The sequence below is a fragment of the Zhongshania sp. genome, assembly GCF_041584495.1.
Classification (GTDB): domain Bacteria; phylum Pseudomonadota; class Gammaproteobacteria; order Pseudomonadales; family Spongiibacteraceae; genus Spongiibacter.
Genome location: NZ_JBFHDY010000020.1, coordinates 1 through 24985 on the forward strand (window position 1 = coordinate 1; position 24985 = coordinate 24985).

Sequence of the window (24985 nt, forward strand, 5' to 3'; positions counted from 1 at the left end):
AATTTTTCGAGCATGTGCCATCCGGTGATCTTGACGAGGGCGGCATGGTGGCGTTTAAGCTTATTTCTGATGGTAAGCCCGACCTATACCTACATCTTTACAACTGCCACAACGGGTATTACGGGCATGGTTTTGAAGTAAGGCATGGCGGCGAAACAGTCCTAACAGATTATCTTTAAAAACCACCCAACACGGAGAGGGGATTATGAGCACAAACTGGCAAAACGCCCCGGAGTGGGCTAGGTATGCGGCTGTTGATGTGTTTAGCGGTAAGAAATACTTTAGCAGTACTAGGCCGAGAGAGGAGGCTGGGTGGACGCAGATTGAGGAGAGGCCGGGGAAAGACGACCAATGGCGGCAAATCCTACCAGAAGGCTACCGACAGCCGGCTAAGTGGCCCAAAGGCTGTGCGGCGGTTGTACACGGTCAAGGCGGCGTTGAGTGGGTTAAGCATCCGGCACCTGAATTTGCATGGGCGCAGGAAACAGACCACGCCGCAGAGCTGGCGGAGGCTTTGGAGGCTGCAATGTATTGGATGCACGGTGATTGTCTTGGCGATTACGACAAGTGCAAAAAAGTTCTTGCCAACTACAAACAATCGAGGGGGGAGTGATGGAACAGTCAAAATTAAATGAAATTTTGAAAAGCCATAAAAAATGGCTTGCGGGAGAGGCTGGAGAAAGGGCCGACTTGAGAGGGGCCGACTTGAGAGGGGCCGACTTGAGCGGGGCCGACTTGCGCGAGGCCGACTTGCGCTGGGCCGACTTGCGCTGGGCCAACTTGCGCGAGGCCGACTTGAGCGGGGCCGACTTGAGAGGGGCCGACTTGAGCGGGGCCGACTTGAGCGAGGCCGACTTGCGCTGGGCCAACTTGCGCGAGGCCGACTTGAGAGGGGCCGACTTGAGCGGGGCCGACTTGAGCGAGGCCGACTTGCGCGGGGCCGACTTGCGCTGGGCCGACTTGAGAGGGGCCGTCGGCCAAGTTTTTATCACGCAAAGGTCTGATGGTTATCAGTTCTTCGCAGTTTACGATAAAGGCGTATGGATGATTCGCGCAGGGTGCAGGTACTGGGATATAGAAACATTCCGCGAACATACGAATTCATATGATTGCGATAAAAAGCGCTCAGAGACCAGGCTTATCTTAGATTATGCAGAGTTGGTTATAGCTGACCGTGGAGTTGTGCCGGAGGGTGAGTGATGGGTGAGTGGATAGCTAAAGCAGTTATAATCGCCGGAACATTTTGTATCGGGTATATCGTTGGCGGTGTTAGCGGCGTGGGTACAGGCGCAATCGCCGCCCACAAAGGCGAGATTGTATGCGTTGAACTGGCTTTCGAGCCGAGCCGGGGGGAGTGTGGGGGGTTATGATCGTCTACCAAGACCGCGCATTCTGCACCGCCAAAGAGTGCAAGCATTACGACGAATGCCCGCGTACGATTACCGACCGGGTGAGAGAGCAGGCCGAACAGGCCGGATTGCCGCTCAGTATTATGGGCGGGTTTGGGTGTTTTGAGGAGGTGGAAGAATGACCACAACCAACGACATAACAGGCGACCGCATCCGCACAAAGGCGAATAGCCGGGCATTCAGGGACAACTTCGACCGGATATTTGGGCAGCGATACAAAGTGACCTACTGCCGCGAGGAGGGCGAAAAAATGCTCTCAAAAACCATAACCATCAGCGCGGCCAATCTGACAGAGGCAGTCCACGAGGCCGAAAACAGCGGATGGGTGCAGAAGGGTTGGCAGTTCATAGGGGTAGAAAAATGCGACGCAAACTAACCGACGCCCAGGTTATTAGGGCAAAGTTCAACCGGGAGCGCTGGACAGCCCGGCGATGGGCGCAAGAGTACGGCGTAAACCCAACAACTATGGCAAGGGCGCTGAATGGATACACGTTCAAGCATATCCGCATACCGTACGCTAAAGCGTACCGTTCTGACTGCAAGCTGACGCCGGACGATGTGAGGGCTATACGCGAAAACGCAGAGTGCAAGACTTACGCCGAGATGGCGAGAGACTACTGGATTGACAAGGGAACCGTGCGCCTAGTGCATCTAGGGAAGCGGTATAAGTGGGTGGTATGAGCAACCGCGTAGACGGCAAAATACCAAAGTATTACACGCCAAGCATGATCGCCAGGGCGCTAGAGCTGCGCAATTCTGGGTATAGCTGGAAGCAGGTTAGCGGCGTTCTTCATAAGAATCGACATGATCTTTGCAGATACTGCAAAATAGCCGAGAGGGACGGATTTGCAGCATTCAGGGCTTGGGTGGAGAGGTGAGTCGTGATATATTGTCCACACCCTCCAGGTAAACCCCCTCTTGTCCCGTTTGTCGGGGCTTTTTTAAGCCATCTATTGTGCTATAATTTACCAGCGCACCACCCCAAGCCTCTGCGCAGTGCGCCCGACGGGGCAAGTAAGCTCACTCGGGGTGGTGGATCAATATGCGGTGAGGCAGCGCCCTGAGTGTCCCGACGTGTGCGAGTAAAGCCGGGAGCCTGAAAAGGAAAGTGACTCGCAGCCTGTAGCGAAGGCCACCGCATTACAAGCACCCAGCCTTGGCCCACGACTTAACCTTGGCTGGCGTTTTGCCCCTCCCCACTGCGCAGGTATTGGTACGGGTGGGTTATCTTAGGAGGGGTTATGCTAGATGAATTCACAAAAGCCCGTATTAGGCGGGTGGTTAAGCGGATTAATGGCGAACAGCATAAAGGCCGGTTTCGCCCAAGCACTAAGAGGCTGAAAGAAATTGCACAGCACGGAAACGATTTAATACTGTCGGCAACTGACAAGGAATTGTCAGGGTTCAGTGAGTAGGCTAATATGGTCTACATGGAACCAAAATACCACGAAGAAACCGCCTTATACAAGCGGTCAACACGCTCAGGCTCGAACCCTTGGGAACCGGGCCAATTGTGCGTTATGCCTCACGAGGTCATAGCTCAACTGCCAGAGCCAAGGCGTTGCGATATGCAAGCGGTGCTGTTAGGTATTGCTAGGGTAGAGAATCAGGTGTTTGATATGATGGGTGGAATGAATGGCTACTAAACGCAAAGGCAAGAAGAAACGGAGAGGCTACTAATGAGCAGCGGCACACTGACAGCAGATGGCAACACCACGCCAGAAGACCACCGAGGCTATGTTTGGGTACACGCTAGCGGCACATTTGGCGGCGGCACTGTTGCCCTACAGTTTAAGGGCGCAGACGGCACCTATCGCGATGTGGCGACTCTCACAGCCGATGGGCAGATAACCCATGAATTCGCAGGGCCGGGAACCGTTCGACTGAATCTCACTAGCGCAACTACCCCCAGCATCTATTACGAGGTGCAGAGCGGGTATCGGAAGTAACAACAACTGGATCAACCTTTTAGGAGGAATCCGATATGAAGCTAGATGTCTACATCACAGACTACGGCGTGATAAATAATTTCCCAGATACTGTCGCTCAGTTGATGAGGCCGCTATTTGAACGCCTTGATATGCGATTTAGTGAAAATAAGAAAAAGGTGTCTACCGCTCGCGACGTTGAGCATATGGTTTCCCTTATGGCCCGCGAGGCGTATTCAGCCGGCCATGGCATGGATGCAGTGGAAAATGCTTTGCACTGCCTGTATGCCCCTGTAGTGACTGAAGTAGGCAGAGGTAGCCACTGATGCCGGGCGGAGGTTCAAAGCCGGGAGAACGGCGCGGAGGCCGCAAGAAGGGCACTCCCAACAAGGTCACGACTGAGCTGAAAACAGCCATCATGCACGCCTTTGACGAGGTGGGCGGCGAGTCTTACCTTGTCCGTGTGGCGCAAGAAGACCCGCGCACGTTCTGTACGCTGCTGGGCAAGGTGCTGCCCTCTGAGCTTAAAGCCGAAATATCAGGCAATCCCGACGCCCCACTGGTGACACGTATCGAGCTGGTGCCGTTGAATGACAACAGCCAGGATTGAACTCCCCCCTAAACTAATACCAGTATTCGAGGGCGAGGCAGACGTTCGCGGCTCATACGGTGGGCGCGGGTCTGGCAAAACCCGATCTTTCGCTAAAATGTCCGCTGTTAAGGCCTACCAATGGGCCAAGACTGGCCGATCTGGCATTGTGCTGTGCTGTCGGCAGTACATGAACAGCCTTGATGATTCATCCCTTGAGGAGATCAAGCAGGCCATCGAGGAAGAAGAATGGCTGGCACCGCACTTTGAGATAGGAGAGAAGTACATTCGCACCACATGCGGGCGGGTTTCCTACAAATTCAGCGGCCTTGACCGCAACATCAACAGCGTTAAGTCAAAGTCTCGCATCCTGCTTTGCTGGGTGGATGAGGCCGAACCCGTGGCAGAATCAGCATGGCGAACCCTAATCCCCACCATACGCGGCGCGGATTCAGAGCTATGGGTAACATGGAACCCGGAGATTGACGGCAGCGCCACCGATAAGCGATTCCGCAAGACCAAAGACCCGCTTTACAAGGTGGTTGAGCTTAACTGGCGGGATAACCCCGCATTCCCGGCAATCCTAGAGCGGCAGCGGCAGCGTGACCTTGAGGCCAACCCAGAATACAACCATATTTGGGAAGGCGACTATAAAACCGTTGTTGAGGGTGCGTATTTCGCCGATCTAATCGGCAAAGCCCGCAGGGATGGGCGTATTTGCTCAGTCCCCTATGATCCGGCTATCCCGGTGAATACGTTTTGGGATTTAGGTATGAGTGACCAGAACACCATTTGGTTTCATCAGCAGGTGGGGCGCGAGCATAGATTTATTGACTACTACGCCAACCACGGGGAAGGCTTCGCCCACTATGCCAAGGTGCTGAAGGAGATGCCCTACGTCTACGGCACTCACTATCTGCCCCACGATGCCGAGGTGCGGGAGCTGACCACAGGCAAACACCGCAAGGAAGTGTTAGAATCTCTAGGTATTAAGCCGGTAGAGGTTGTGGCGCGTATCGCCCACATTAACGAGGGCATCGAGATGACCCGCCAACTACTGCCGATGTGCTGGTTTGACGAGGAAAAGACCGCTCAGGGCGTGAAGTGTCTCGCGTCCTACCGCCAAGAGTATGACGAGGCTAAAATGACGTTCAAGGCCCGACCGCTCCACGACTGGGCCAGCCACGGGGCTGACGCTTTCCGGCAATTTGCCCAAGGCTACAGAGGCGCTAATACAGGATGGGGCCAACTGTCAAGCAAGAATAGTGGTAGACGAGGCAAAAAGGCTGTATCATTTGGGGGTAATTCTGATTGGATTGTTTAAACCCGCCCAGCCGTGAGGCTCGCTAATGCCAAAGAAACAGAAAGGAATGACTGAGAGCGAACTTGTCGCGTTCCTCGGTAACAAGATTCACCAAGCGATGAATGATGAGGACGGCGACCTTTCCGACGTTCGCCAGGAATCGCTTAATTACTACCTCGGTAAAGCCTTTGGCAATGAGCGCGACGGGTATAGCTCGTATGTATCCCGCGAAGTGCTAGAGGCAATCGAATGGGCCAAGCCCTCAATCATTCGAGTGTTCACAGCGGGCGATAAGGTTGTCCAGTTCGACCCCGTAACCCAGAACGACGAAGCCCAAGCCGATATTGAGACTGACACCATCAATCACCTGCTGCTGAAGCAGAATGATGGCTTTGAAGTGATGTATCAGTGGATCACTGACGCCCTGATGTACCCCAATGGCTATGTGAAGGTGTGGGTGGATGAGTCTACCGAGATAACCCGCGAGAAGTATCAGGGTATTACCGAGATTGAGCTGGCCCAGCTTGTCGATGAAGATGGCGTTGAGGTTCTGGAGCAGGACAGCGAGGTTGTTGACATTGAAGGCCAGCAGGTTGAGCTATTCAAGGTCAAGATTGAGCGCACCGACACCAAGCCCCGCCTAAACTTCGAGGCTGTCGCCCCTGAGCAGGTTCTAGTTGACAACGACCTGACCAGCCAAGACCTAGACCAAGCTGATATTGTTATCCACCGCGTTCGCCGCACCTACACATGGCTGGTCAATAACGGCTATGACCGCGATAAGCTGGATTCTGTCGGCGGCGAGGATGACCACCAGTGGCAAGACGAGCGCGTTAACCGCTTGTTCTACGAGGACGAGAACCCCGACACTGAAGATCAAGACGATCCATCCATGCGCCAGTACTGGGTGCATGAGTGCTACGCCAAGGTTGACTATGACGGCGACGGAGTGGGTGAAGGCCGCAAGATCACCATGATCGGCGGCACGATCTTTGAGAACGAGGAGTGGGATTACCAGCCCTTTGTCTCCATGTCCTCCATCATCCTGAGCCACAAGCACACCGGGCTGTCGCTGGCGGATATTGTCAAAGACCTACAGCTTATCAGCTCAACCCTTTGGCGGCAGTTGCTGGACAACACCTACAAGCTCAACATTCGCCGCAAATACGTGGGCGAGGCTGCGCTGACTGAGGATGGCGCGACTATTGAGGCGCTGACGGACACCACGGCTGAGTTCATCCCCTGCCGCGACCCTATGGCTATCAAGGAGGAAGTGGTACAGCCTATCATCAACGACCTGCTGCCAGTTATCCAAGGCATGACCGATCAGGGCCAAGTGCGCAGTGGTGTAAGCCCTAACCTGTCCCTTGACCCCGATGTGTTGCAGAAGTCCACCCTTGGGGCGTTCTCAGCGGCCCTAGAACAAGCCTCTCAGCGCGTTGAACTGATTACGCGCGTGTTTGCCGAGACTGGCATGAAAAGGCTGTTCAGAAAGGCTCACAGGGCGTGTCGTGAGTTTATGGATCATGAGCTGCAATTCAAGATTGGCGATGAGTGGGTGAACGTAGACCCCTCAGACTGGCGTGATCGCACTACCGTGACCGTTAATGCCGGTCTTGGGTTTAACGACAAGGCCACCAAGATTCAGCTATTGGCGTCATTGCTGGAATACCAGAAAGAAGCCCTCGGTATTGGCATGGCAACACCTCAGAACATCTACAACACCATGCGCGATATGGTCGAGGCGTCTGGTTTGGGCGATGTGTCGCAATACTTCACCGATCCGGCCACTATGCCGCCGCAAGAACCCCAACCCGATCCACAAATGGAGCTGATTAAGGCCCAAATGCAGATTGAGCAGGGCAAATTGCAGCAGCAGAGCGAGAAAATCCAACTCGATGCCCAGAAAGCCCAGCTAGACTTGCAAGAGAAAGCGGCTAAGATGCAGGCGGAGTCCGAGAAATGGCAGGAAGAGCTGGCCATTAAGCGCCAAGAGCTGCGCCAGCGCGAAATTGAAATGCTGTACAAGCAGCACCAGCACGACCAGGATATTGAGGCCAAGCTGATTGGTATTCTGGCTCAGTCTGAGAATGCACAGGCTCAAGCTATGGCCAAAGATGAGGCAGGCGAGGAACTGAGCGAGCTGGATCAGGCGGCTTTGAGTTATTTGAGAGGTGGGCAGGATGGCTAAGATTCCAAAGGCGGCTATTGACCGGCTAAAGAGGATTCACTACCTGCACAACACGGCCAAAAACCCCTACAAGAAGTCGCAGGGTATGTTTGCAATGGACGTGGAGCCAGCGGGCCAATACTTCACGCCGCTGGATAGACCCCCCACTGACATACCAGAGGGATTTATTGGCGGCACTAAGGAATTTAAAAACCCGCTAGTCATCCCTGAAGGCGGGGCATACGATGACCCGACGAACTGGAAGCGAGAACTCTCCAAACGTTATGGCGGCAAGACTGGCAAGGCGCTGACGAACGCTATCCGCAAAGACGGCTACGACGCCATCATAACCCAAGGCAAATATGGCCCCGGCGAAGCTGTAGACCTATACAAAGGCAAAGGCGGCGTTGATATGCCCTCTGCGCTTATTCCGGCGGCAGGCGCAGCCGCTTTAGGCGCTCAGAGCGATGAAGCGGAGGCTGGCGTTAAATCGCAGCTCGCAATGGACTTAGCCTCCCGCATGAAGCGGGCTAGGGATATGGGGTTTGATGTTGATAAGACTGCGTATAGAGGGCTGGGAAGGGCTTACGACCCGAACAAGCAAGGATATTATCAAATGTTCACAAGCAGCCCGCAAGACGCTAGGGAATATGCAAGCAGCGACGGTAATGTGGTTGCCGCCTATCTGAAAAGAGGGCGCGCATTTGATGTGGATGCGGGTGGCGCTAATTTTAGCCGAGTGCCAATAAAGTCGCTCCCGAATGATGTAATTGAGAACCTGCACCCATACGCTAAAGAGGTGGGTGTTGCGACAACGGACGAAATAGCACATGCAGCCAAAGCGGCTGGATATGATTCAGCGTCGATAAAAAACGTGTTTGACCAAGCCTACGGTGAAGTGCCGCTAAAGCCGGCCACCAGCCAAGCAGACAGCGCCCTACTCAATGATCTGTTTGCCGATATGGATAGGGCGGGATTTTCGGTTGACGACGGCGAAGCCTTGCCAATAGAGAGCGTTTGGGGCAAGAATTACGACCCTGTGACTGTCGATGTGGTATTCGACCCCGCCAACATCCGCTCAGTAAACGCCGCCTTCGACCCAGCCAAGGCTGATAGCTCCGACCTGTTAGCGGGGATTGGCGGACTGGCCCCGATAGCGGGCGGCGCTGCGCTAATGGCCCCGACTGATCAGGCGCAAGCCGGGATGGTCAACCCCTACTCCCCCACCCAGATAGGCACAGCCCTATTGCAGCGAGGTGGCCCAATGATGCAGCAGGAGGCTATACCGGCAAAGTTCCCTGCGCTGCACCGTGTTGCCAACCTCATTGGGGGTATTCAAGACCCAACAGGCTTGGCCCTAGATACTAGCGGCACGGCTGATTATTTGCGAAACTTTGGCGAGGGCAATCCCTCATTCCTTAGAGCCTTGGGAGCTATGCCGTTCTAATGGACTCCACCACCCTAGCCATAGCCGTTAAGAAGGCGCGAGAGGAGGCGGCGAAGGTTGCCCGCTCTATCGTGCCTGAGCGCGGCCCGAAAGGTGATCCGGGCAAGGATGGGCGCGACGGCAAAGACGGGCGCGATGGTCGCGACGGTGTTGATGGGCGTGACGGTACAGATGGGCGCAATGGGCGAGATGGTAGGGATGGAGAGCCAGGCAGGGACGCAAACCGATGGCACCTGTTCTACAACAAAGAATACCCCGGACTGCGCGGCTTCCCGCCGGATGAAATGGGCGATGATGACGATTTCGCCATTAACGGCGATGATTCACGCATATACCACAAGGAAGGCGGTGAGTGGGTATTTATAATGTCCCTGCAAGGCGGCGGTGGAATGCAAATGATGGCACCGGCTGTTGTGAGTGAGGCGAGGATTGAGTCAATTATCCAGCGCATCGTTGACAAGCCGGACGTTAAATACAAAAACAGCAGTTATACCATTAGCGCCGCCGATGATGAGGTAATACTGGCAGACGGAACAATAACCATCACGCTGCCAGCGGCGGCTGGCAATACCGGATGCACATTCCGAATTAAGAACATCGGAAGCGGTGATGTGACGGTTGACACTATTTCGGGGCTGATCGACGGAGAGGCCGCCCAGATTCTAAACGCTCAGTACTATGCAATTGATGTGGTATCTGATGGCGCAAACTGGAATATAGTCTGATGGCGAATAACCTTTTACCTGAGAATATACGCAAGGAGGATGGCCACGGCAGCACCATAGCCACCCCTACCTACGTACAGCAGCAGTCAGAGATAGTCACCTTTACATCAACCCCGCTAGGCGCTGGTGTTGAGTACGGAACAGCAGAACCGTTCATTGATGTGCGCGGCGTTGCGCTTGTGCAGCTCCAGGTTGAGTCATTGCAACCCTACGACGCTACAGCTTACACGCTTGGCTCCCTGCAATCTGGGGTCGCAGTGCAGGTTAGTCTGGACGGATCAACAGTCTACAAGACATTTCCGCTGACCACGGCAAGCAACCCGCCCAATGAGTCGGTTTATTTCGAGCGGTCATACCCCTATCTGCGGTTTATCTACACCAACGGAGCGACCCCTCAGACAGAGTTTTACTTCGCCACCAGCCTGCATTACACGTACACGGGGCCAGCGGTGCGGTCTATTGGCTCATCCTTCAACGCCTCTGCGCTTGCCGGTACGCAACGGTCAGTTATATTCGGGCAGCCTGAGGGTGGCGGGGATTTCCGGGCGGTTGCCCTTAGTGACGATGATAACCTGATCGTCGCTATCGGTAACAGATTGAGCCAAACTGAAGGCCGGGTGCACCATGAGGTAAATGTTGTTAATCCAACCGCAAACACGACGCTATACACCGTCCCGGCAGGGTGGGATTTCCACGTTACAAGCGCGAGGGTTTGGGGATTTAATACATCAACGACAAGCCCCCTGCTCGCCTTTCTCCGCAATGGCGTGGGAGGGACTGTTAAAGGCGGCTTAGCTATAGAGGAAAGCTCGGCGGGCCTTGGCGGTGTCCTTAAGGCGGCAAACATAACAGCCGCGCATCAGGAGCCGGTGTTATTCCCCGATAGCGTATACTGGAACGTTCAACAGGGCGCATTTCAAGGCGCGATTGTGTTAGTTGGCTATTTGGAGCCGGTTTAATGGATTCATCAGCTTTCACCGATTCCGGTCTGGCATTCTCGGCAGGCGCTCGCCATACGGTCGCGTCAGAAGGGCAGGCGCACCTACACCTTGAAAACCCTAGCGATTCCGGGTTTAACATCTATATCGCCGGGTTTAGTGCCTTTACAGGCGAGACGGCAAGGGCGCAAATTAGCTTTTTTACTGGATCGACCTCCCCCGGCTCAGTAGTGGCCAAATTCAACCACGATGTAGGCAACGCAAACCCCGGTGTCGCTATTATCAAAACAGGGGCAGTGCCGCTTAATGGCGGGACGGAGTTATCGCCAAGGGCCGGGGTGACTTCTCGCGATAATTTCAAGTTTGAGTCGGGGCTTTTGGTTCGAGTAACTCCGGGGCAAACCGTGGCGATGTTGTGCCGACGACCAAGCGGGCTGTCCGGCTCAGAGGACATTGATTTGAACGTGCATTGGCTGGAGGCTCCGGTGTGAATAAGCAGGTATCTGTAGCGGTATGCCCCAGCTGCGATTCATCCGTACCTGTTGAGGGTGGCGTGTGGATTAGCCATGAGATAGCATCAGGGAATGCGCGGTATCAGTGCGTCGGCAGCGGTGAGGCTCCGGCAGCGGGTAAATCAGAGCAAGTTATAGTGAGTGACGAGTAGGCAATATGCGAAACGACAAAGAACACCTGGCTCTAAAGGCCCAGCAGTTACTTGACGATGAAGTGTTGAAGGGCGCTTTTGATGCGCTTGAGGGCAGTATTCTTAGCGAGATTAAGCACGCCAATATGAACGGCACTGACGACTCGGAAAAGTTTATTCTGGAGTTGGCCCGCAAGCTACAGACGGTCGAGGGTGTTAAGAAGGCGCTCCGGGCGCGAATTAACAACTACAAGCTGACCCATAAGTCAGAATAGTTGCATTGTCAAGACTATAGGCATAAAATATCATTGCGCACGTTGAGAAACGCCGCATTTACTCGCCGTGAGGCGACACATTCCCATAGGGAGAACCCACATGGATCAAGCGACCCCGCAATCCAATAACACCGTGAGTTCCGCAGCTTCGGCACTGGAACAATCGGGCGTATTAGACTCAATTCTCGGTTCTGAGGAGCCTAAACAAGAGGTTGAATCAGTAGAAACCGAGGATAAAACTACCGATGAGGTCGAACTTGACGGCGAAACCGATGACGATTCCGAAGAAGTAGAGGAATCCGAGGACACCGACCAAGAAGACGCCGAATTGGAGTCGGAAGAAGGCGAAGAAACTGAATCCGACGAGGAACAGATTACCCTTGAGTCGCTGGATGACTTGGCCAAGGCTCTAGAAGTCTCACCCGATGAGCTTTTAGACACCCTGAAGGTTAATGTCACCATTGATGGCGAAGCTCAGACTGTCACCCTCCGAGAAGCCCAAGCGGGTTATCAGAAAGACGCCGATTATCGACGCAAGACTAGCGAGCTGGCACAACAGCGCCGCGAATTTGAGACAAAGGCACAGCAAGCCTCCCAAGAAGTTGAATATCAGCACCAAGTAGCAGCCAATGTGCTGATGCAAGCTGAGAAGCAGCTATTGGGGGAATTGAGCGCACATTCGCTTCAGGAGCTTCGGGAAACCGACCCTAGCGCATGGGCTGCTAAATATGCGTCTTTGAATCAGCGGCAGCAGGAAATTAACCAGCTCAAACAGCAGGCAGCGCAAGCATACCAGCAACAACGGCAGCAGCTAGAGCAGCAACAATCCGAGGCGATGCAACAACGCATGGCTGAGGAAATGGAGTCTCTGCAAAAGCTGATACCGGACTTTAAGGACGTGAAGCCCAAGCTGGAAGGGTATCTGCAAAGCTCCTACGGGTTTACCCCGCAGGATATGTCGCAGGTATCAGACCACCGGGTTATTGATCTTGTTCGCAAGGCCATGCTCTACGATCAGCAGTCTCAGAAAGTGAGCACAGCCAAGAAGAAGGTCAAAGCGAAACCGAAGATGCAGAAACCGGCAAAACAGGCGGCTCCGGCCCCAAAAGCCGACAAGCTCAGGGTTTCCAAGTCACGCCTTAAGAAAACTGGTCATGTTCGTGATGCCGCCTCGGCAATCGAATCTTTAATTTAAGGTGACACACAATGGCACAACCTACAAATACCCATGATCGCTACGATCTGAATGCGAACGGTGATGACGTTCGCGAAGACTTGGCTGACATTATCTACAATATCAGCCCCACCGAAACCCCGTTTATGTCAAACGCTGCGCGTGATACGTCCAGCTCTGACCTGAAAGAGTGGTTGATTGACTCGCTGGCCGATGCCGTTACCACCAACAAGCACATTGATGGTGATGACTTCTCCGGCGATGCGCTCGACGACGCTGAACGTCTGGGTAACTACCACCAGATCAGTAAGAAGCAAATCGTTGTTACTCGCCGCGCCAACAAGGTGAACAAGGCAGGCCGACGCTCTGAGCTGGCTTACCAGATCGCCAAGAAAGGCAAAGAGCTGAAGCGTGATGTGGAGGCTACCCTGACAGGTGCCAAGCAAGTGGCCGCAGCCGGTAACTCTACCACTGCCCCGACCACTGCTGACCTGACCTCGTGGCTGAAAACCAATACCGACCGTGGCGCGACTGGCGCAGACCCCGCTCTGTCCAACACCACTTACGGCCAGCCCACCACTGCGGCTACTGACGGCACGCTGCGCGCTCTGTCTGAAGCTACTCTGCTGGGTATCATTGGTGACATCTACGTTGAAGGCGGTGATCCGAGCGTTATCATGCTTCACCCGACCATCAAGCAGCGTTTCAGCCAATACATGTTCGGCACTTCTGCTCGTATCGCGACTCCCTACCAGGATCACGGCGCGAACAAGCGTAGTGGCGTAACAGCTATTGGTGCTGTTGATGTTTACGTGTCTGACTTCGGTGTTCTGGACATTGTACCCAACCGCTTCCAGCGTTCACGCGATGTATTCGTGCTGGATATGGAGTACTGGGCAGTGTCTTACCTCGATGGCTTCAAAACTGAGGTTATCGCGAAGACCGGCGACAGCGAGAAGCGTCATATTCTGGTTGACTACGCGCTCTGTTCCAAGAACGAAGCGGCATCCGGGATTGTTGCGGACATCGACGATGTGGCAATGACTGCCTAAACCTGATTGGGGGCTTCGGCCCCCTTTTATCCTTTTTGGAGATAGAAATGGATCAAGCAACTGAGCAATCCACTGACCGCAAGAAGCCCGGCCCCAAGCCAAAGGCTGAGACTGTGAACATCAAAATAAAGTCTATGGGCGGCAAGTTCATTAGTGGCGGCGTCAATATCGTTGCCGGACGAGCGGGCAAGCTGAAGCCCGGCGATGTTTGCGAAGTACCCGCAGATATTGCGAAAGATGCAGCAAAAACAGATATGGTTGAGGTGACACCGCTGGACTCAAACTGTCGGCTGGTTCACGGGGAGATTGTGCGGGGATGAAGCGAGACGATCTAGGGTATAACGCGGATGGTACGCGCTCTATCGTCCATGTTGACGATAATTCCCTAGTCATCGAGCGCACCCAAGACGTTGCCCCTATCCTTGACCAAAACAAGGCGGCACAAGGCAATAGTTTTAATGCTAAGGCCAACATGCGACATGCCGCCTCTATTCCTGCGATTGTTTGGCAGCAGTGGGATAAAGAGTTTTATCAGATGCACAAGCGGTCGCTGTTGGGCGCACCGCGAAAGCTGAAAGATAAATTCATGAAAGCCAAGCTAAACGATCCAGATAATCGTTTTCTCAGAACGTGGCAAGGTAAACTATGACCATAATCGTCACCGTCAACACGCCGGGCATTAAGACATACGGCGAATTAAAGTCCGATGTTGCCGACTGGCTGGCGCGTGACGATCTTGATACCCAAGTAAAGCGGTTCATCCGCTTTGCTGAGTCTGATATATGCAAAGACCTGTTTGTTCGCGGGCAGGAGAAAACACAAGCCTACACCGTTACCTCGGGCGTTGAAACGCTGCCTAGCGACTTTCGAGGCGCGAGACGGCTGTTTGTTGACGTTACGGGCGATAATAGGGAACTGGATTACCTAGCCCCCGAAGTGTTCCGTCGTTCGCGTGTGGCGACTATGGCGGGCAGTCCAAGTGCTTACACGGTTGAGGGTAACAACCTTGTGTTGGCCCCGGCTCCGGGCGTTGATGCTCCGGTAACGGTCAATATGCTGTATATCGGCACGTATGACACGATGGTTGATGATGCTGACACCAATAGCCTATTGGAAAAGCATTACGACCTGTTCCTGTATTCGGCCCTGTATCACGGTTTTGCTTTCATCCGCGATAACGAGGAAGCCTTGAAGTGGAAAACCCTCTATAACGAGTTTGCAGAAAAGATAAACCGCAACGCAAACCGCGAGCGATTCAGGGGGAACAACCTTAAGCGATCTGGTGGGCCTACGCCTTGATTCCATCCAAGTTCGTTAAATTCGCGCCTTGGCGGCCAGACCGCCCAGATTTGAGCGCGACCACGCCGAATATGACAAACGCCATCCCATTGGCTGAGTCTTTCCGCTCCATACCGTCCCTGAATGCCCTCACCAATGCACTGGGCAACCCAGCCTTGGCGGGTATCACGGCGGTTGATTCTGGTGGCACTCGAAACAACTTTGCGGGCGATTCCACTAAGCTCTACAAGCTGACTACCGCAACCTATGGCGATGTGTCCAAGCTTGGGGGTTATACTGTAGACTCATGGGAGTTTGCCAAGTTCGGGGATCGGATTATTGCCGTTTCGATTGGTGCGGCCCCGCAGTATTACGATATGGGCGTTTCTGCCCTATTCGCTGACTTACCCGGAACACCCCCAAAAGCCAACCACATAGCCATTGTGCGCGATTTCGTTGTGCTGGGTGATCTAAACGACGGCGGCACAAATTACCCCAATAGAATCCAGTGGTCTGGGTTTAACAATTCGGAAGAGTGGGGCGTTAACCTCGGCACCCAAGCCGACTTCCAGGACTTGTTTGGCGACGGCGGCAAGATACAGCGCATTGTGCCGGGGGAGTACGGGGTTATATTCCAGGAGTCTTCTATTTGGCGTATGCGCTATTCAGGCCCGCCCACGATCTTCTCGATTGACGAGGTGGAGCGCGGAAGGGGAACCCCCGCTCCCGGCTCTGTCTGCTGGCAAGGGCAGTCAGTGTATTTCTGGGATGGTAGCGGTTTCTACATGTTTGACGGTGCCTCTACCCGCCCAATTGGTGCGGAGAAGGTAGACCGGCACATTAAATCCCGGCTTGACACATCTCGGTATAGCGAAATGCGCTCTATCGTTGATCGCCGGAACAATTTGGTGTTTTGGTCTTACCCCGTTATTGGCGGGGGCAAAGAGATGGCTATTTACAACTGGGTTGTTGGCGAATGGGGCAACGCTGAGGTTAACGTACAGGCGTTCACAGAATATGGCGATTCTGGCTATACGCTGGATGACCTTGACGCCATCCTTGCCGACATTGACAGCGCCTCTATCTCCGTTGATTCCCCTGAATACCAAGGGGGTGCAATCAAGCTGGCCGCGTTTAACTCAGACAACAAGTTATCCGAGTTTACCGGCAATGACTTGGTGGCCACTATTTCAACGGGTGAGATGTCAGATTCGGGGCGGCGGATGTTTGTGCAGTCTGCTAGGCCCATCGTTGACGGGCAGTGTAGCCAGTCTGTTGCTCTAGGCACTCGGAATAAGCAGTGCGACCAGTTTGTTATTGGGCCTGCTAAGTCGCTCAATTCTATCGGTGAGGCCCAGTTCCACAAGGATTCCCGATATATCCGGTTTGATGTGAGCATTTCGGGCGGTTTCAGCCATGCTCAGGGTGTTGAGGTGTTCTATAAGCCAGCGGGGCGGCGATGATTAACCTGTTATCTCCGGATCAGGTTGTGACGCATTGGGGCAGCATTGAGCCTCTGCTACAGCGGGTTTTATCCCGGTTTGATTATGGCTCTGACGCTGAACACATTCTGATAGATGTGGTAAACGGGCGCAGACAGATATGGGAGATTGCGGACTTCTCAGCTATTGCAGTAACCGAGGTTTGCAATCTGCCGAAATTTAGTGTATTGGACATTCCGCTAGTTTCAGGCGATAATATGGAAACTTGGTTAGAACCGCTATTAGACCAGCTTACCGAGTACGCCAAGGCGAGCGGTTGCCGATACATTGACGGGTTTGGCCGTAAGGGCTGGACACGGAAACTTGAGAAGTACGGATTCAAGCCGTATTCCTACGATGTGAGGCTAAAGGTCTAAAATGGGCGGAAAGAACAAAGGACAATCAGGCGGCACTCAGACATCCACGCAAATGCCTTTTTTGCGTCCGCAGGCGGACAGGCTTGGGCACCATGCCGATCTATTCCTGAATGAAGCTCCCCAAGTTGCGCAGTTCTCCGATATTTCACAAGGCGGATTTGACGCGGCCCGTCAATTATTCCCGCAGGCCAGCCAACAGCTAGGCCAGACTATTGGCGGTGAGTTCTTGGGCGCTAACCCCTATCTCCAAAATGTTGCCGCACGAGCACAGCAGGGCGCTATGTCGGGCATTAACGCCACGTTCGGCGGCGCTGGGCGGACTGGTGGTGGATTACATCAACAGGCCTTGGCCGAAGGTTTGGGCAACGTAGCGGCTGGCATCTACGCGCCTGCTTACGAGTCTGAGCGTTCGCGTATGCTCGCGGCCACGCAAATGGCACCGCAACAGCTCGCCGGTCAACTTGGTATTGGCGGCGTTATGGAAGCCAAAGACCTTGAGCAACAGCTTGCGCCTTATACTCAGTTGCAGCGCTATGGTCAATTAATCACCATGCCGGGCGGAGGAACCTCCACGGTTACTGGGCCGGGTACTCCGGGTAGGGGTGCGGGCGCAGGTGCGCTAGGCGGTGCATTGGCTGGCGCATCCCTTGGGGCTATGGAAGGTTCTATTGGAGGCCCGTGGGGGGCAGCCATAGGCGGCGGACTCGGCCTGTTGGGGGTAATCTAATGGCACTACTCGGCAACGGATACCAACCATCACCCTATCAGGGCATCCTTGGCCAACCGGCTGGGGTATATAACCAGCCTCCTCAGTTCTTCCAAGGCCCGCGAGGGATGACCAGAACACCGCCCCCGCAACCGGGCGGCGGCCTAATGTCCGGTCTAAAGAACTTCGACGCCAACGCCCTTATCTCTAATCCCCTGCTTCATGCGGGTGTTGCATTGCTAGGCTCACGCGGCCCCGGCTCTGCGGCTCCAGCGGCTTTGCAGGGGCTTATGCAGGGCGCGCAAGTCAAGTCACAGCTTGCGGAACAGCAGCGGTTGCAGGATGAGCGCGAGCGTCAGCAGGCGGCTTTATCCCAGCTGGGCGAAACTATGCCTCAGCTTAAGCCGTTTCTTGGCACCGGCCTTGAGGGGCAGGCGATGACGATGTTGGGCAAATCCCAAGGCGGCGGCATTGGTACGTATAACCCCAGAGATTACACCACGGAGTCGTGGACTGAATTTGTCCAAGGCGGGGCAAAAGACCCATCGGTACTGAATCGCTACGCTGGAACCCTTGAGGAGCGCATGGCGAGTGACCCTGAGTTCGCCGCGAGAGTCATGGAATTCCAGAAAAAATCAGCCGGAGGAGCAGCTGGTGCAGCCGAGGAGGCTAAGTTGTTTGCTCGCCTCCAAATGCAGCCGCAAGTTGATGCGGCGGTCGCTAGGGCAAAGGCAGAGGCCGAACAGGGCGTCAAGCGCGCAGGTGAGCAACGCGGAAACGATGTTGCCTACCAGACATATACGTCTGCAATGAATCACCTGGCATCCGCTATGGGCGAGACTGTCACAGGGCCGGGGGTTGGGTATCTCCCGGCCATCACAACAAACGCCCAGATAGCCGAGGGCGCGGTTTCGGTAATGGCCCCAATACTGAAGTCCATGTTTAGAACGGCTGGAGAGGGTACATTCACAGACAGGGATCAAGAGCTTCTTATGAATATGCTGCCGACTAGAAATGACACGGCAGAGGCTAGGGCGGCAAAAATTCAGGCTATTGACGCTGTTGTTCAAATGAAGCTTGGTCAGGGTCGGGCTGCTCCGGGCGGCGCTACACCCCAAGTTAACGCGAAGGGGTGGCGGCTAATGAGGGATGCCCAAGGAAATCGAGCCTATGTTGGCCCTAACGGGGAAATAGAGGAAGTCCGATAATGGCTTTTGATTTGTCTTCAGCAAGGCCAGAAGGTGCATCTTTTGATGTAGCAACCGCTGAGCCGGAGGGAGGGCCAGCGCAGATTGCCCAGCCCTTGATCGGCTCTCCCACTCCAGAAACATACAGCCCAATCGACGATATGGGGGCAGGCGAGAGATTCCTTGCTGGTGTAGGCAAGGGTATGACTGACCTTGCTTATGGCGCAGGGCAGCTTGTGGGTATGGTTCCTCAAGAAGCGGTTGCCGAAAAAGCTCGTATTGACGCCCCGCTTGCAGGAACTACTTCTGGCAAGGTCGGGGAGATAACAGGTAAGGTGGCCGCCGCTATTCCAGCCGCCTTTATCCCTGGGGCGGCATCGCTTCCGGGGGCTGCGGCCATTGGCGGCGGGCTTGGCCTGCTGGAGCCTGTTGCTGAAGGTGATGTTTTAACTGGCAAGGCCACATCGGGAACGCTTGGCGCTGTTTTGGGTGCGGGCGGGCAAAAGGTGGGACAGGCTATCGGCAGCATGGCTCAATCCCGCATTGCTAGCGCCCTAGATGATATTGCTGGTCGCCGCGCTCAAAGGGCGGTTATGGATGACGCGCTGATGGCTGGCCGTGACATTGGCTTGGTAGCAGAGCCAACAATGGCTAATCCCACGTTTATGAATCGCACCCTTGAGGGGCTGGCAGGAAAGATCAGCACAGCGCAGAGAGTGGCCGAGAAGAACCAGGGTGTAATAAATGCTGCGGCGCGTCGCGAGCTGGGACTGCCTGAAAACGCCCCTCTTACCGACGACACTTTTAACGCTATTCGAGACACTGCCGGTCAGGCTTACGAGGCTGTCAAGCAGATAGCCCAGCCGATACAAGCTGATAAGTCATATATTGATGACTTAAGCGGTGTGGTTGCGGCCAATCGGCGATTGGCTGAAGACTTCCCTGAAATGGCCGATCCCGGCTTGCAGGATTTTGCAAACTCGCTGGCAAAAGACCAGTTTTCGCCTGAAAATGCGATTGAGGTCATTAAAAAGTTGAGGTTTGATGCCAAAACACTGTTTAAGTCTGACGATCCGGCGAAGCAGGCTCTGGCTAGGGCGTACAAAAAAGGCGCTCAATCTGTAGAGGATTTGGTTGCTAGAAACCTAAAGCAAATCGGCGCTGATGATCTTTATGAGAACTTTGTTAACAGCAGGCAGCTAATCGCTAAAACCTACTCCGTAGAGGAGGCTGTAAATAAAGGCTCTGGCAACGTGGTGGCCTCTAAGCTGGCCAAGCAGCTTGAAAAAGGTAAGCCCATATCTGGCGAGCTAAAAGACGTTGCGCGATTTGCCGCGTCATTTCCGCGCGCTACACAAGAGATACGCTCTAGCATGCCAGGAATAAGCCCGCTGGATTACGCGCTGGGTTTCGGTACAGCCGCAGGCACTCAAAACCCCGCAATGATGGCCAGTTTATTGGCTAGACCCGCTGCGAGAGAGCTTATTACGTCTGCTCCATACCAAAGGCTTATGGGGTCGCCCTCATACTCACCGTCATTGCTTACTCAGTCTATGGGGCTTCTGGGAACACCCAGAACAGCAACGGCGGGCGCTTTGCTTGGCCCGTCAATTTATACGTCTGAGTAACAGGCGTTTGAGCGCGCTAGGGGGCATGTGTTTAGCCACGGCGCGCTTACAGGGATTTAGGATTGTGAGGCTCAACAAGAGCAGCACAAATGGATACAGTGCGGCAGCGGCATAGGTCGAGTTAATAGAGTCAATCATGAACCAAAACGTCTCAGGAAGTCTACTAGCTCAGTATACAGCAGGTGACGCACTTGCCAATACCGTATACACGCCCCCGTCTAATCTGAGGGTGGAGATTACCCGCATTGTTATCTGCAACACAACTGCGGGCGCTGGTGCGGCCTCACTGTTTCACGACGATGACGGCACCACCTACAACAACACGACCGCGCTAATGTTTGGTGAGAATGTAGCGGCGAATAGCCGGTTAGAGCTTTTCACTGAAGGGCCAAACGGCGGAATACACGTTTCCAAAAATGGTACAATCGGATTTACAGACTCACTCGCTGGTGGGCTAACCATCAGTATTTACGGAATTAGCCAGATTATTACGGAGCGCATGTAATGGCAGAGATTTCAGCATGGGACGTAGCCGCTGCGGGCAATGGGTTTGCTGCTCCCGATGGCTTCCCGGAGGGGATGAATTATTCAGATGTGAACAACGCAGCCCGCGAGATTATGGCGGTTCTGGCCCGATGGCACGCGGACACCAATGGGTCGCTGACCACTGGTGGCACGTCTAATGCGTACACTTTAACCCCCAATAGGACTATATCATCTTACACCAACGGCCTATCGTTCAAATTCAGGGCCGACAGGGCTAATACCGGAGCGGTTACGCTTAATGTTGGCGGTGTGGGCGCTTCCAGCGTTGTTCACAAGGGTGGTACTGAGCTGGTTGGCGGGGAGATAGCGGCCAATGGCAACTACTCCGTCACGTACAATGCCACGCTGACCAAGTGGGTTATTGAGTCTGTCCCCAAGGCGGCAAATGCCGAGGTTATCGCGGGGGCCAATACCACCAAATTCACCACCCCCGCCGGGATTGCGGCATTGCGGTTTAGTTCCGGTGAACTGACCATCACTGCGGGCGCGGTTGTGTCTGCGGCGCATGGGCTTACAGTGGCCCCAACTTCGCTAGAGGCTTATATAATCTGCAAAACCGCAGAGCTTGGTTACTCGGTGGGCGATGTTGTTAAAGTGGATAATATACACGATCAAGTTAATGACATATCTTATGGCGGTACATTGTACGCAAACGCCACAACCGTTTTTATGCAAGTTGGCGATGGGGGTCTTGCAGTTAACCGAAGGGTCGCCCCTCTTGGCCGCCAATTCCCTATAACCCCGGCCAACTGGCGAATTATCCTCAGAGCGAGAGTATAAGCATGGCACTAGGTATAATTTACGACGATGTAACCGATTCATCCGGTAATGCGATTGCCAATATTGATGTGACTATATACATCGCAGGCACGGTTACAAAAGCCAGCTTGTTTGATGCAAGCGAGGGTGGATCACCTATATCTAACCCCGTCCAAACAAACGATCAAGGTGTTTTCTCCGCTTATGTGGCTGCGGGTGACTATGATGTGTCCGTTGATGCCCCTGGCGGCACCGTTGTTCGGCCTAATGTCACCGTAGCCGATGGAGATGACATTGCCGACCTCCTGTCTGTCCGCGAGCTTGGCGCTATCACGTCCGCCGACAAAGTTACTTACGATGGTGAGTCTGCGACCGTCGATGTTGCGCTTGATGCGCGAGTCCCCACTGTCGCGACGTGGGCAGCACTTCAGGCTATTACAGGAGCCTCTACCAGCGATATTCGATACGTCGATTCTGTTGGTCGGTTTAAGTGGGATGGATCGGCGTGGCAGCCGATTGATAGGCCGCTGACTCCCCAGATGTTCGGTGCGGCAGCGGACGGCGTGACGGACGATTATCAGGAGGTTCAATCCGCACTTGATACTGGACTTCCAGTAACGCTCGCCGGTCTTCCTTACGCCTGCTCTCAAACACTAACAATTCCAGCAGGCGGGGTTCTTAATGGTGACTGGGGTGAAATCCTTGTAACTGGTTCGTCGGTCGGCGTCGTTGTCTCGGACGGCGGCAAACTTGAGAGAACAATAATTAGGTCAAATGTTGATGGCACTAGGAAAGGTAACTATGGCGTGCTGGTTAGTGGTGACGACTGCGATGTAAACCATCTCATCGTTAAAGATATGACGTTTTCGGCGGTATCAAACGCCGGGGCAGACAACCGCATAAGAAAAATATATGCGTATAACTGTGGATGGGATTGTGTTCAGAATTTTAACGGCACAGCAGGTCCGTTTCGGGGAGTTATCGAAAATTGTATAGCACACCGGACTGGGCGACATGGGTTTAGCACAGACCCAAATGCGGTAGACATTACCATAAGAAACTGCGTAGCCATTGATGTGGGCGACCCATCAAGGAATGAGGGGAAGGACTCATTTCATTTTGAGGGATGTACAAGGTCGAGAATAGAGAACTGTCGCGCTTTTTACACGGATAATCACCCGGTAGTCACTGAGGCTGCGGTAAATGAATTCAAGGCGTTCAGGAATGAGGCCGCTAAGCAGGCGTCGGTTGACGGTCTTGAAATGCAAATATCATCGGGGTTCACGTTTTTTAGTGGTGGCGTTTTGCAGACGGTTAATGTTATAGGCTCTGTACCTGAATTCAGGATGCGAGGGTTTGAGATGATAAATAAATCATCCGTAGTGCCGACTATGAATATGGGTAACACTACATACCTAGACTTTATTGAATTCAGTGAGTTTAAATTTATTGGGCCTCATGCTTATTCTCAATCGGGCATATCCTCCGGTGCAAAAATAATGCGAGATGGTGAGTTCAGGGGTACTGGCGCAGAGACTGCAATAAATCACGGATTCATCACAAAGGATCGAGAATACCGAGATATTCACTTTGAAAATCTAGCGGTAGGGATGCGTGTGGACGGATTCCAGTCGTCTGCCATTTCTGGATGTACATTCAAAGATATTTCAGGAGATGCAATCGACATCGGGTACTTTAGCTTTACGGCCACTTATCGCCCCAATGGTGGGATGATAACCGGGAATCACTTTCTAGGGGCGATAGGCACAATACTTAAAACGGATTCCCAACAGGGTCGGGCGTTAGCCTTTACGTCAAATGTTATTGAGGGAACTGTAACGACAGGTCATGCAGCCAGCAACAGTTATGTTATGGGCTTTGGTAACTATGTCAGTGGCACACTTACCACGCCGGAAACTGGCACGAATATAACCGGAGCTATGAACGCGAACCTGAACAACACCGCCACCCTGTAAACTTATACTAGGATGAATAGGCGCAGAAGCCTAACAAGGAACCATGAAAGTGCAAGCACAGGACATACCACAAGCAGTTAATGGAGTGACGGCGAGCGGGCTGTCTTTAACCTGGATTTCTGCGGGATGGGCGTGGATGGGCAATAACAGCGACCAGATAACGGTGGTATTCGGTTTTATCGGTTTGTGTATTACGGCCTATGGTGTTTTGCGGAGGCGTAAGTGAGCATAACAAACCTAGTTGATATGCTAAAACTGCATGAAGGTTTAATGTTGAAGCCCTACCAATGTACTGCGGGTAAGACTACTATAGGGTATGGCCGCAATTTGGATGACATGGGGATTAGTGAGCATGAAGCCGAAGCCCTCTTACACAACGATATTAAGCGGGTACGCCGTGAGCTTGCGGCGCTGGACATTGGAAACGGCCTCGATGATGTTCGAACGGCTGTTGTTGTGGATATGTGTTTTAACCTTGGTATCAATCGTCTGCTTGGGTTTCGTAACTTTATTTCTGCGCTCCGAGTTAAGGATTTTGAGCGAGCGGCTCGCGAAATGGTTGACTCCAACTGGTACAGGCAAGTAGGGACGCGGGCAAAGCGTCTTGTTAAGATGATGGAAACGGGAGAATGGCCGGAATGATCCAATACATCAAAGCAATCACCAGCGTCTTAGGCGCTGTCACCACGATCAAGAACCTCAAATCCAAATCAACCGTTGCCGGTGTATCGGCAGGCGCCACAGGCGCCCTGGTGGCCGCCCAGACGCTGCCGCCCGATTCCCCCGAGGCTATTATCACAAACTTCGTATGCGCCGCTATAGCCCTTTACGGGCTGTTTAAGGGCGCTAACAAGTGACCCCCAATGCCCCGCTGGTGTGGGGCGCTGTCCTCATATTCGCAGTGGTGATGGTATGGGTGATGTAAAGCAATTCCCAGATATACGCGCTGAGTATCGCGAACTGATGGTGCAGGGATTGCGCACTATGGCAGACGCATCAGAACAGGGCATTGATGACTATGACGCCTTGCTTGTTGTCCCCTACTACTCCCCCTCGCACGATATAGAACCCTTCTCATTTAACCTTAGCAATCCGGAATTGTCCTGGATTGGCAGCCAGCTGGTTAACTGGGCCATCGTTGACCACAGCGAAAGCTATGAAGACGACGATTAACTGGCCCTCCCTGCCAAAAGACTGCCCCGTCTGCGGCCTTGCGATGAATGAGTGTATAAACCGCTTGCCAAATGGGGAAATATTCAGAACCGGATGGCGGTGTAAGTGTGGGCATTGGTGTAAAGCGATTAAAAAAGATCAAAAAATAGACACGACATAAAAACAGGTCTATTGTATAAACATGATATATTTCACTGCATTTTGCGCGGCTTATTTGGCGG

The 24985-nt window shown here is 53.6% G+C and carries 34 protein-coding genes; all 34 read left to right on the forward strand.

The genetic code is table 11. The features are described 5' to 3' along the window. Window positions 1–205: 205 nt before the first annotated feature. Window positions 206–613 carry a hypothetical protein gene (locus ABYP33_RS05615; protein ID WP_373089245.1) on the forward strand — a complete coding sequence of 136 codons (408 nt, stop codon included), beginning with the start codon at window positions 206–208 and terminating at the stop codon, window positions 611–613. Then, window positions 613–1200 (forward strand): pentapeptide repeat-containing protein, encoded by a 588-nt coding sequence (locus ABYP33_RS05620; protein WP_373089247.1) that lies wholly within the window; start codon window positions 613–615, stop codon window positions 1198–1200. The genes ABYP33_RS05615 and ABYP33_RS05620 overlap by 1 nt, the downstream gene beginning before the upstream one ends. 166 nt (window positions 1201–1366) lie before the next feature. Next, window positions 1367–1531 carry a hypothetical protein gene (locus ABYP33_RS05625; RefSeq protein WP_373089249.1) on the forward strand — a complete coding sequence of 55 codons (165 nt, stop codon included), beginning with the start codon at window positions 1367–1369 and terminating at the stop codon, window positions 1529–1531. Then, entirely contained in the window at window positions 1528–1785 is a 258-nt protein-coding gene (locus ABYP33_RS05630) for a hypothetical protein (RefSeq protein WP_373089251.1), read from the forward strand. The genes ABYP33_RS05625 and ABYP33_RS05630 overlap by 4 nt, the downstream gene beginning before the upstream one ends. 865 nt (window positions 1786–2650) lie before the next feature. Beyond that, the gene (locus ABYP33_RS05635; protein WP_373089253.1) at window positions 2651–2824 is read left to right on the forward strand and encodes a hypothetical protein; all 174 of its coding nucleotides are present in this window, start codon (window positions 2651–2653) and stop codon (window positions 2822–2824) included. A 15-nt stretch (window positions 2825–2839) separates the two neighbouring features. After that, window positions 2840–3055: a hypothetical protein gene (locus ABYP33_RS05640; protein ID WP_373089255.1), complete on the forward strand. Its 216-nt coding sequence runs from the start codon at window positions 2840–2842 to the stop codon at window positions 3053–3055. Window positions 3056–3088: 33 nt separating this feature from the next. Further along, complete coding sequence (locus ABYP33_RS05645; RefSeq protein ID WP_373089257.1) at window positions 3089–3358, forward strand: hypothetical protein; 270 nt, start codon at window positions 3089–3091, stop codon at window positions 3356–3358. A gap of 35 nt (window positions 3359–3393) precedes the next feature. Next, complete coding sequence (locus ABYP33_RS05650) at window positions 3394–3663, forward strand: hypothetical protein (protein WP_373089259.1); 270 nt, start codon at window positions 3394–3396, stop codon at window positions 3661–3663. Continuing rightward, window positions 3663–3947: a hypothetical protein gene (locus ABYP33_RS05655; protein ID WP_373089261.1), complete on the forward strand. Its 285-nt coding sequence runs from the start codon at window positions 3663–3665 to the stop codon at window positions 3945–3947. Before ABYP33_RS05650 ends, ABYP33_RS05655 begins: the two co-directional genes overlap by 1 nt. Next, window positions 3928–5250 carry a phage terminase large subunit gene (locus ABYP33_RS05660; RefSeq protein WP_373089263.1) on the forward strand — a complete coding sequence of 441 codons (1323 nt, stop codon included), beginning with the start codon at window positions 3928–3930 and terminating at the stop codon, window positions 5248–5250. The genes ABYP33_RS05655 and ABYP33_RS05660 overlap by 20 nt, the downstream gene beginning before the upstream one ends. A gap of 46 nt (window positions 5251–5296) precedes the next feature. After that, a complete protein-coding gene (locus tag ABYP33_RS05665) occupies window positions 5297–7420 on the forward strand; it encodes a hypothetical protein (RefSeq protein ID WP_373089265.1) in 2124 nt (707 codons plus the stop codon). Beyond that, entirely contained in the window at window positions 7413–8846 is a 1434-nt protein-coding gene (locus tag ABYP33_RS05670) for a hypothetical protein (RefSeq protein WP_373089267.1), read from the forward strand. The genes ABYP33_RS05665 and ABYP33_RS05670 overlap by 8 nt, the downstream gene beginning before the upstream one ends. Beyond that, on the forward strand, window positions 8846–9571 hold the full coding sequence (locus ABYP33_RS05675; protein WP_373089269.1) for a hypothetical protein: 726 nt from the start codon (window positions 8846–8848) through the stop codon (window positions 9569–9571). The genes ABYP33_RS05670 and ABYP33_RS05675 overlap by 1 nt, the downstream gene beginning before the upstream one ends. Next, window positions 9571–10530, forward strand: a complete 960-nt coding sequence (locus tag ABYP33_RS05680) for a hypothetical protein (protein WP_373089271.1) — start codon at window positions 9571–9573, stop codon at window positions 10528–10530. Before ABYP33_RS05675 ends, ABYP33_RS05680 begins: the two co-directional genes overlap by 1 nt. After that, a complete protein-coding gene (locus ABYP33_RS05685) occupies window positions 10530–11000 on the forward strand; it encodes a hypothetical protein (protein WP_373089273.1) in 471 nt (156 codons plus the stop codon). The genes ABYP33_RS05680 and ABYP33_RS05685 overlap by 1 nt, the downstream gene beginning before the upstream one ends. Further along, entirely contained in the window at window positions 10997–11173 is a 177-nt protein-coding gene (locus ABYP33_RS05690) for a hypothetical protein (protein WP_373089275.1), read from the forward strand. Before ABYP33_RS05685 ends, ABYP33_RS05690 begins: the two co-directional genes overlap by 4 nt. Before the next feature lie 5 nt (window positions 11174–11178). Then, the gene (locus tag ABYP33_RS05695; RefSeq protein ID WP_373089277.1) at window positions 11179–11427 is read left to right on the forward strand and encodes a hypothetical protein; all 249 of its coding nucleotides are present in this window, start codon (window positions 11179–11181) and stop codon (window positions 11425–11427) included. A 100-nt stretch (window positions 11428–11527) separates the two neighbouring features. Then, window positions 11528–12622, forward strand: coding sequence for a hypothetical protein (locus ABYP33_RS05700; RefSeq protein ID WP_373089279.1), 1095 nt, complete (start codon window positions 11528–11530; stop codon window positions 12620–12622). A gap of 11 nt (window positions 12623–12633) precedes the next feature. Beyond that, entirely contained in the window at window positions 12634–13653 is a 1020-nt protein-coding gene (locus ABYP33_RS05705; RefSeq protein ID WP_373089281.1) for a DUF5309 domain-containing protein, read from the forward strand. 47 nt (window positions 13654–13700) lie between these two features. Next, window positions 13701–13973 (forward strand): hypothetical protein, encoded by a 273-nt coding sequence (locus ABYP33_RS05710; protein ID WP_373089283.1) that lies wholly within the window; start codon window positions 13701–13703, stop codon window positions 13971–13973. Further along, window positions 13970–14302 carry a hypothetical protein gene (locus ABYP33_RS05715; RefSeq protein ID WP_373089285.1) on the forward strand — a complete coding sequence of 111 codons (333 nt, stop codon included), beginning with the start codon at window positions 13970–13972 and terminating at the stop codon, window positions 14300–14302. Before ABYP33_RS05710 ends, ABYP33_RS05715 begins: the two co-directional genes overlap by 4 nt. Then, complete coding sequence (locus ABYP33_RS05720) at window positions 14299–14952, forward strand: hypothetical protein (protein ID WP_373089287.1); 654 nt, start codon at window positions 14299–14301, stop codon at window positions 14950–14952. Before ABYP33_RS05715 ends, ABYP33_RS05720 begins: the two co-directional genes overlap by 4 nt. After that, the gene (locus ABYP33_RS05725; RefSeq protein WP_373089289.1) at window positions 14949–16394 is read left to right on the forward strand and encodes a hypothetical protein; all 1446 of its coding nucleotides are present in this window, start codon (window positions 14949–14951) and stop codon (window positions 16392–16394) included. Before ABYP33_RS05720 ends, ABYP33_RS05725 begins: the two co-directional genes overlap by 4 nt. Further along, window positions 16391–16789, forward strand: coding sequence for a hypothetical protein (locus ABYP33_RS05730; protein ID WP_373089291.1), 399 nt, complete (start codon window positions 16391–16393; stop codon window positions 16787–16789). The genes ABYP33_RS05725 and ABYP33_RS05730 overlap by 4 nt, the downstream gene beginning before the upstream one ends. A gap of 52 nt (window positions 16790–16841) precedes the next feature. After that, window positions 16842–17516, forward strand: a complete 675-nt coding sequence (locus ABYP33_RS05735; RefSeq protein ID WP_373089293.1) for a hypothetical protein — start codon at window positions 16842–16844, stop codon at window positions 17514–17516. Then, a complete protein-coding gene (locus ABYP33_RS05740) occupies window positions 17516–18703 on the forward strand; it encodes a hypothetical protein (protein ID WP_373089295.1) in 1188 nt (395 codons plus the stop codon). The genes ABYP33_RS05735 and ABYP33_RS05740 overlap by 1 nt, the downstream gene beginning before the upstream one ends. After that, a complete protein-coding gene (locus ABYP33_RS05745; protein WP_373089297.1) occupies window positions 18703–20310 on the forward strand; it encodes a hypothetical protein in 1608 nt (535 codons plus the stop codon). Before ABYP33_RS05740 ends, ABYP33_RS05745 begins: the two co-directional genes overlap by 1 nt. A 136-nt stretch (window positions 20311–20446) precedes the next feature. Next, window positions 20447–20815, forward strand: a complete 369-nt coding sequence (locus tag ABYP33_RS05750; RefSeq protein ID WP_373089299.1) for a hypothetical protein — start codon at window positions 20447–20449, stop codon at window positions 20813–20815. Next, window positions 20815–21636: a hypothetical protein gene (locus tag ABYP33_RS05755; RefSeq protein ID WP_373089301.1), complete on the forward strand. Its 822-nt coding sequence runs from the start codon at window positions 20815–20817 to the stop codon at window positions 21634–21636. Before ABYP33_RS05750 ends, ABYP33_RS05755 begins: the two co-directional genes overlap by 1 nt. A gap of 2 nt (window positions 21637–21638) precedes the next feature. Then, on the forward strand, window positions 21639–23591 hold the full coding sequence (locus ABYP33_RS05760; RefSeq protein ID WP_373089303.1) for a carboxypeptidase-like regulatory domain-containing protein: 1953 nt from the start codon (window positions 21639–21641) through the stop codon (window positions 23589–23591). A 43-nt stretch (window positions 23592–23634) separates the two neighbouring features. Continuing rightward, on the forward strand, window positions 23635–23817 hold the full coding sequence (locus tag ABYP33_RS05765; RefSeq protein ID WP_373089305.1) for a hypothetical protein: 183 nt from the start codon (window positions 23635–23637) through the stop codon (window positions 23815–23817). Beyond that, complete coding sequence (locus tag ABYP33_RS05770) at window positions 23814–24233, forward strand: glycoside hydrolase family protein (RefSeq protein ID WP_373089307.1); 420 nt, start codon at window positions 23814–23816, stop codon at window positions 24231–24233. Before ABYP33_RS05765 ends, ABYP33_RS05770 begins: the two co-directional genes overlap by 4 nt. Then, window positions 24230–24448, forward strand: coding sequence for a hypothetical protein (locus ABYP33_RS05775; protein WP_373089309.1), 219 nt, complete (start codon window positions 24230–24232; stop codon window positions 24446–24448). Before ABYP33_RS05770 ends, ABYP33_RS05775 begins: the two co-directional genes overlap by 4 nt. 55 nt (window positions 24449–24503) lie before the next feature. Further along, a complete protein-coding gene (locus ABYP33_RS05780) occupies window positions 24504–24764 on the forward strand; it encodes a hypothetical protein (protein WP_373089311.1) in 261 nt (86 codons plus the stop codon). The last annotated feature ends 221 nt before the right edge of the window (window positions 24765–24985 follow it).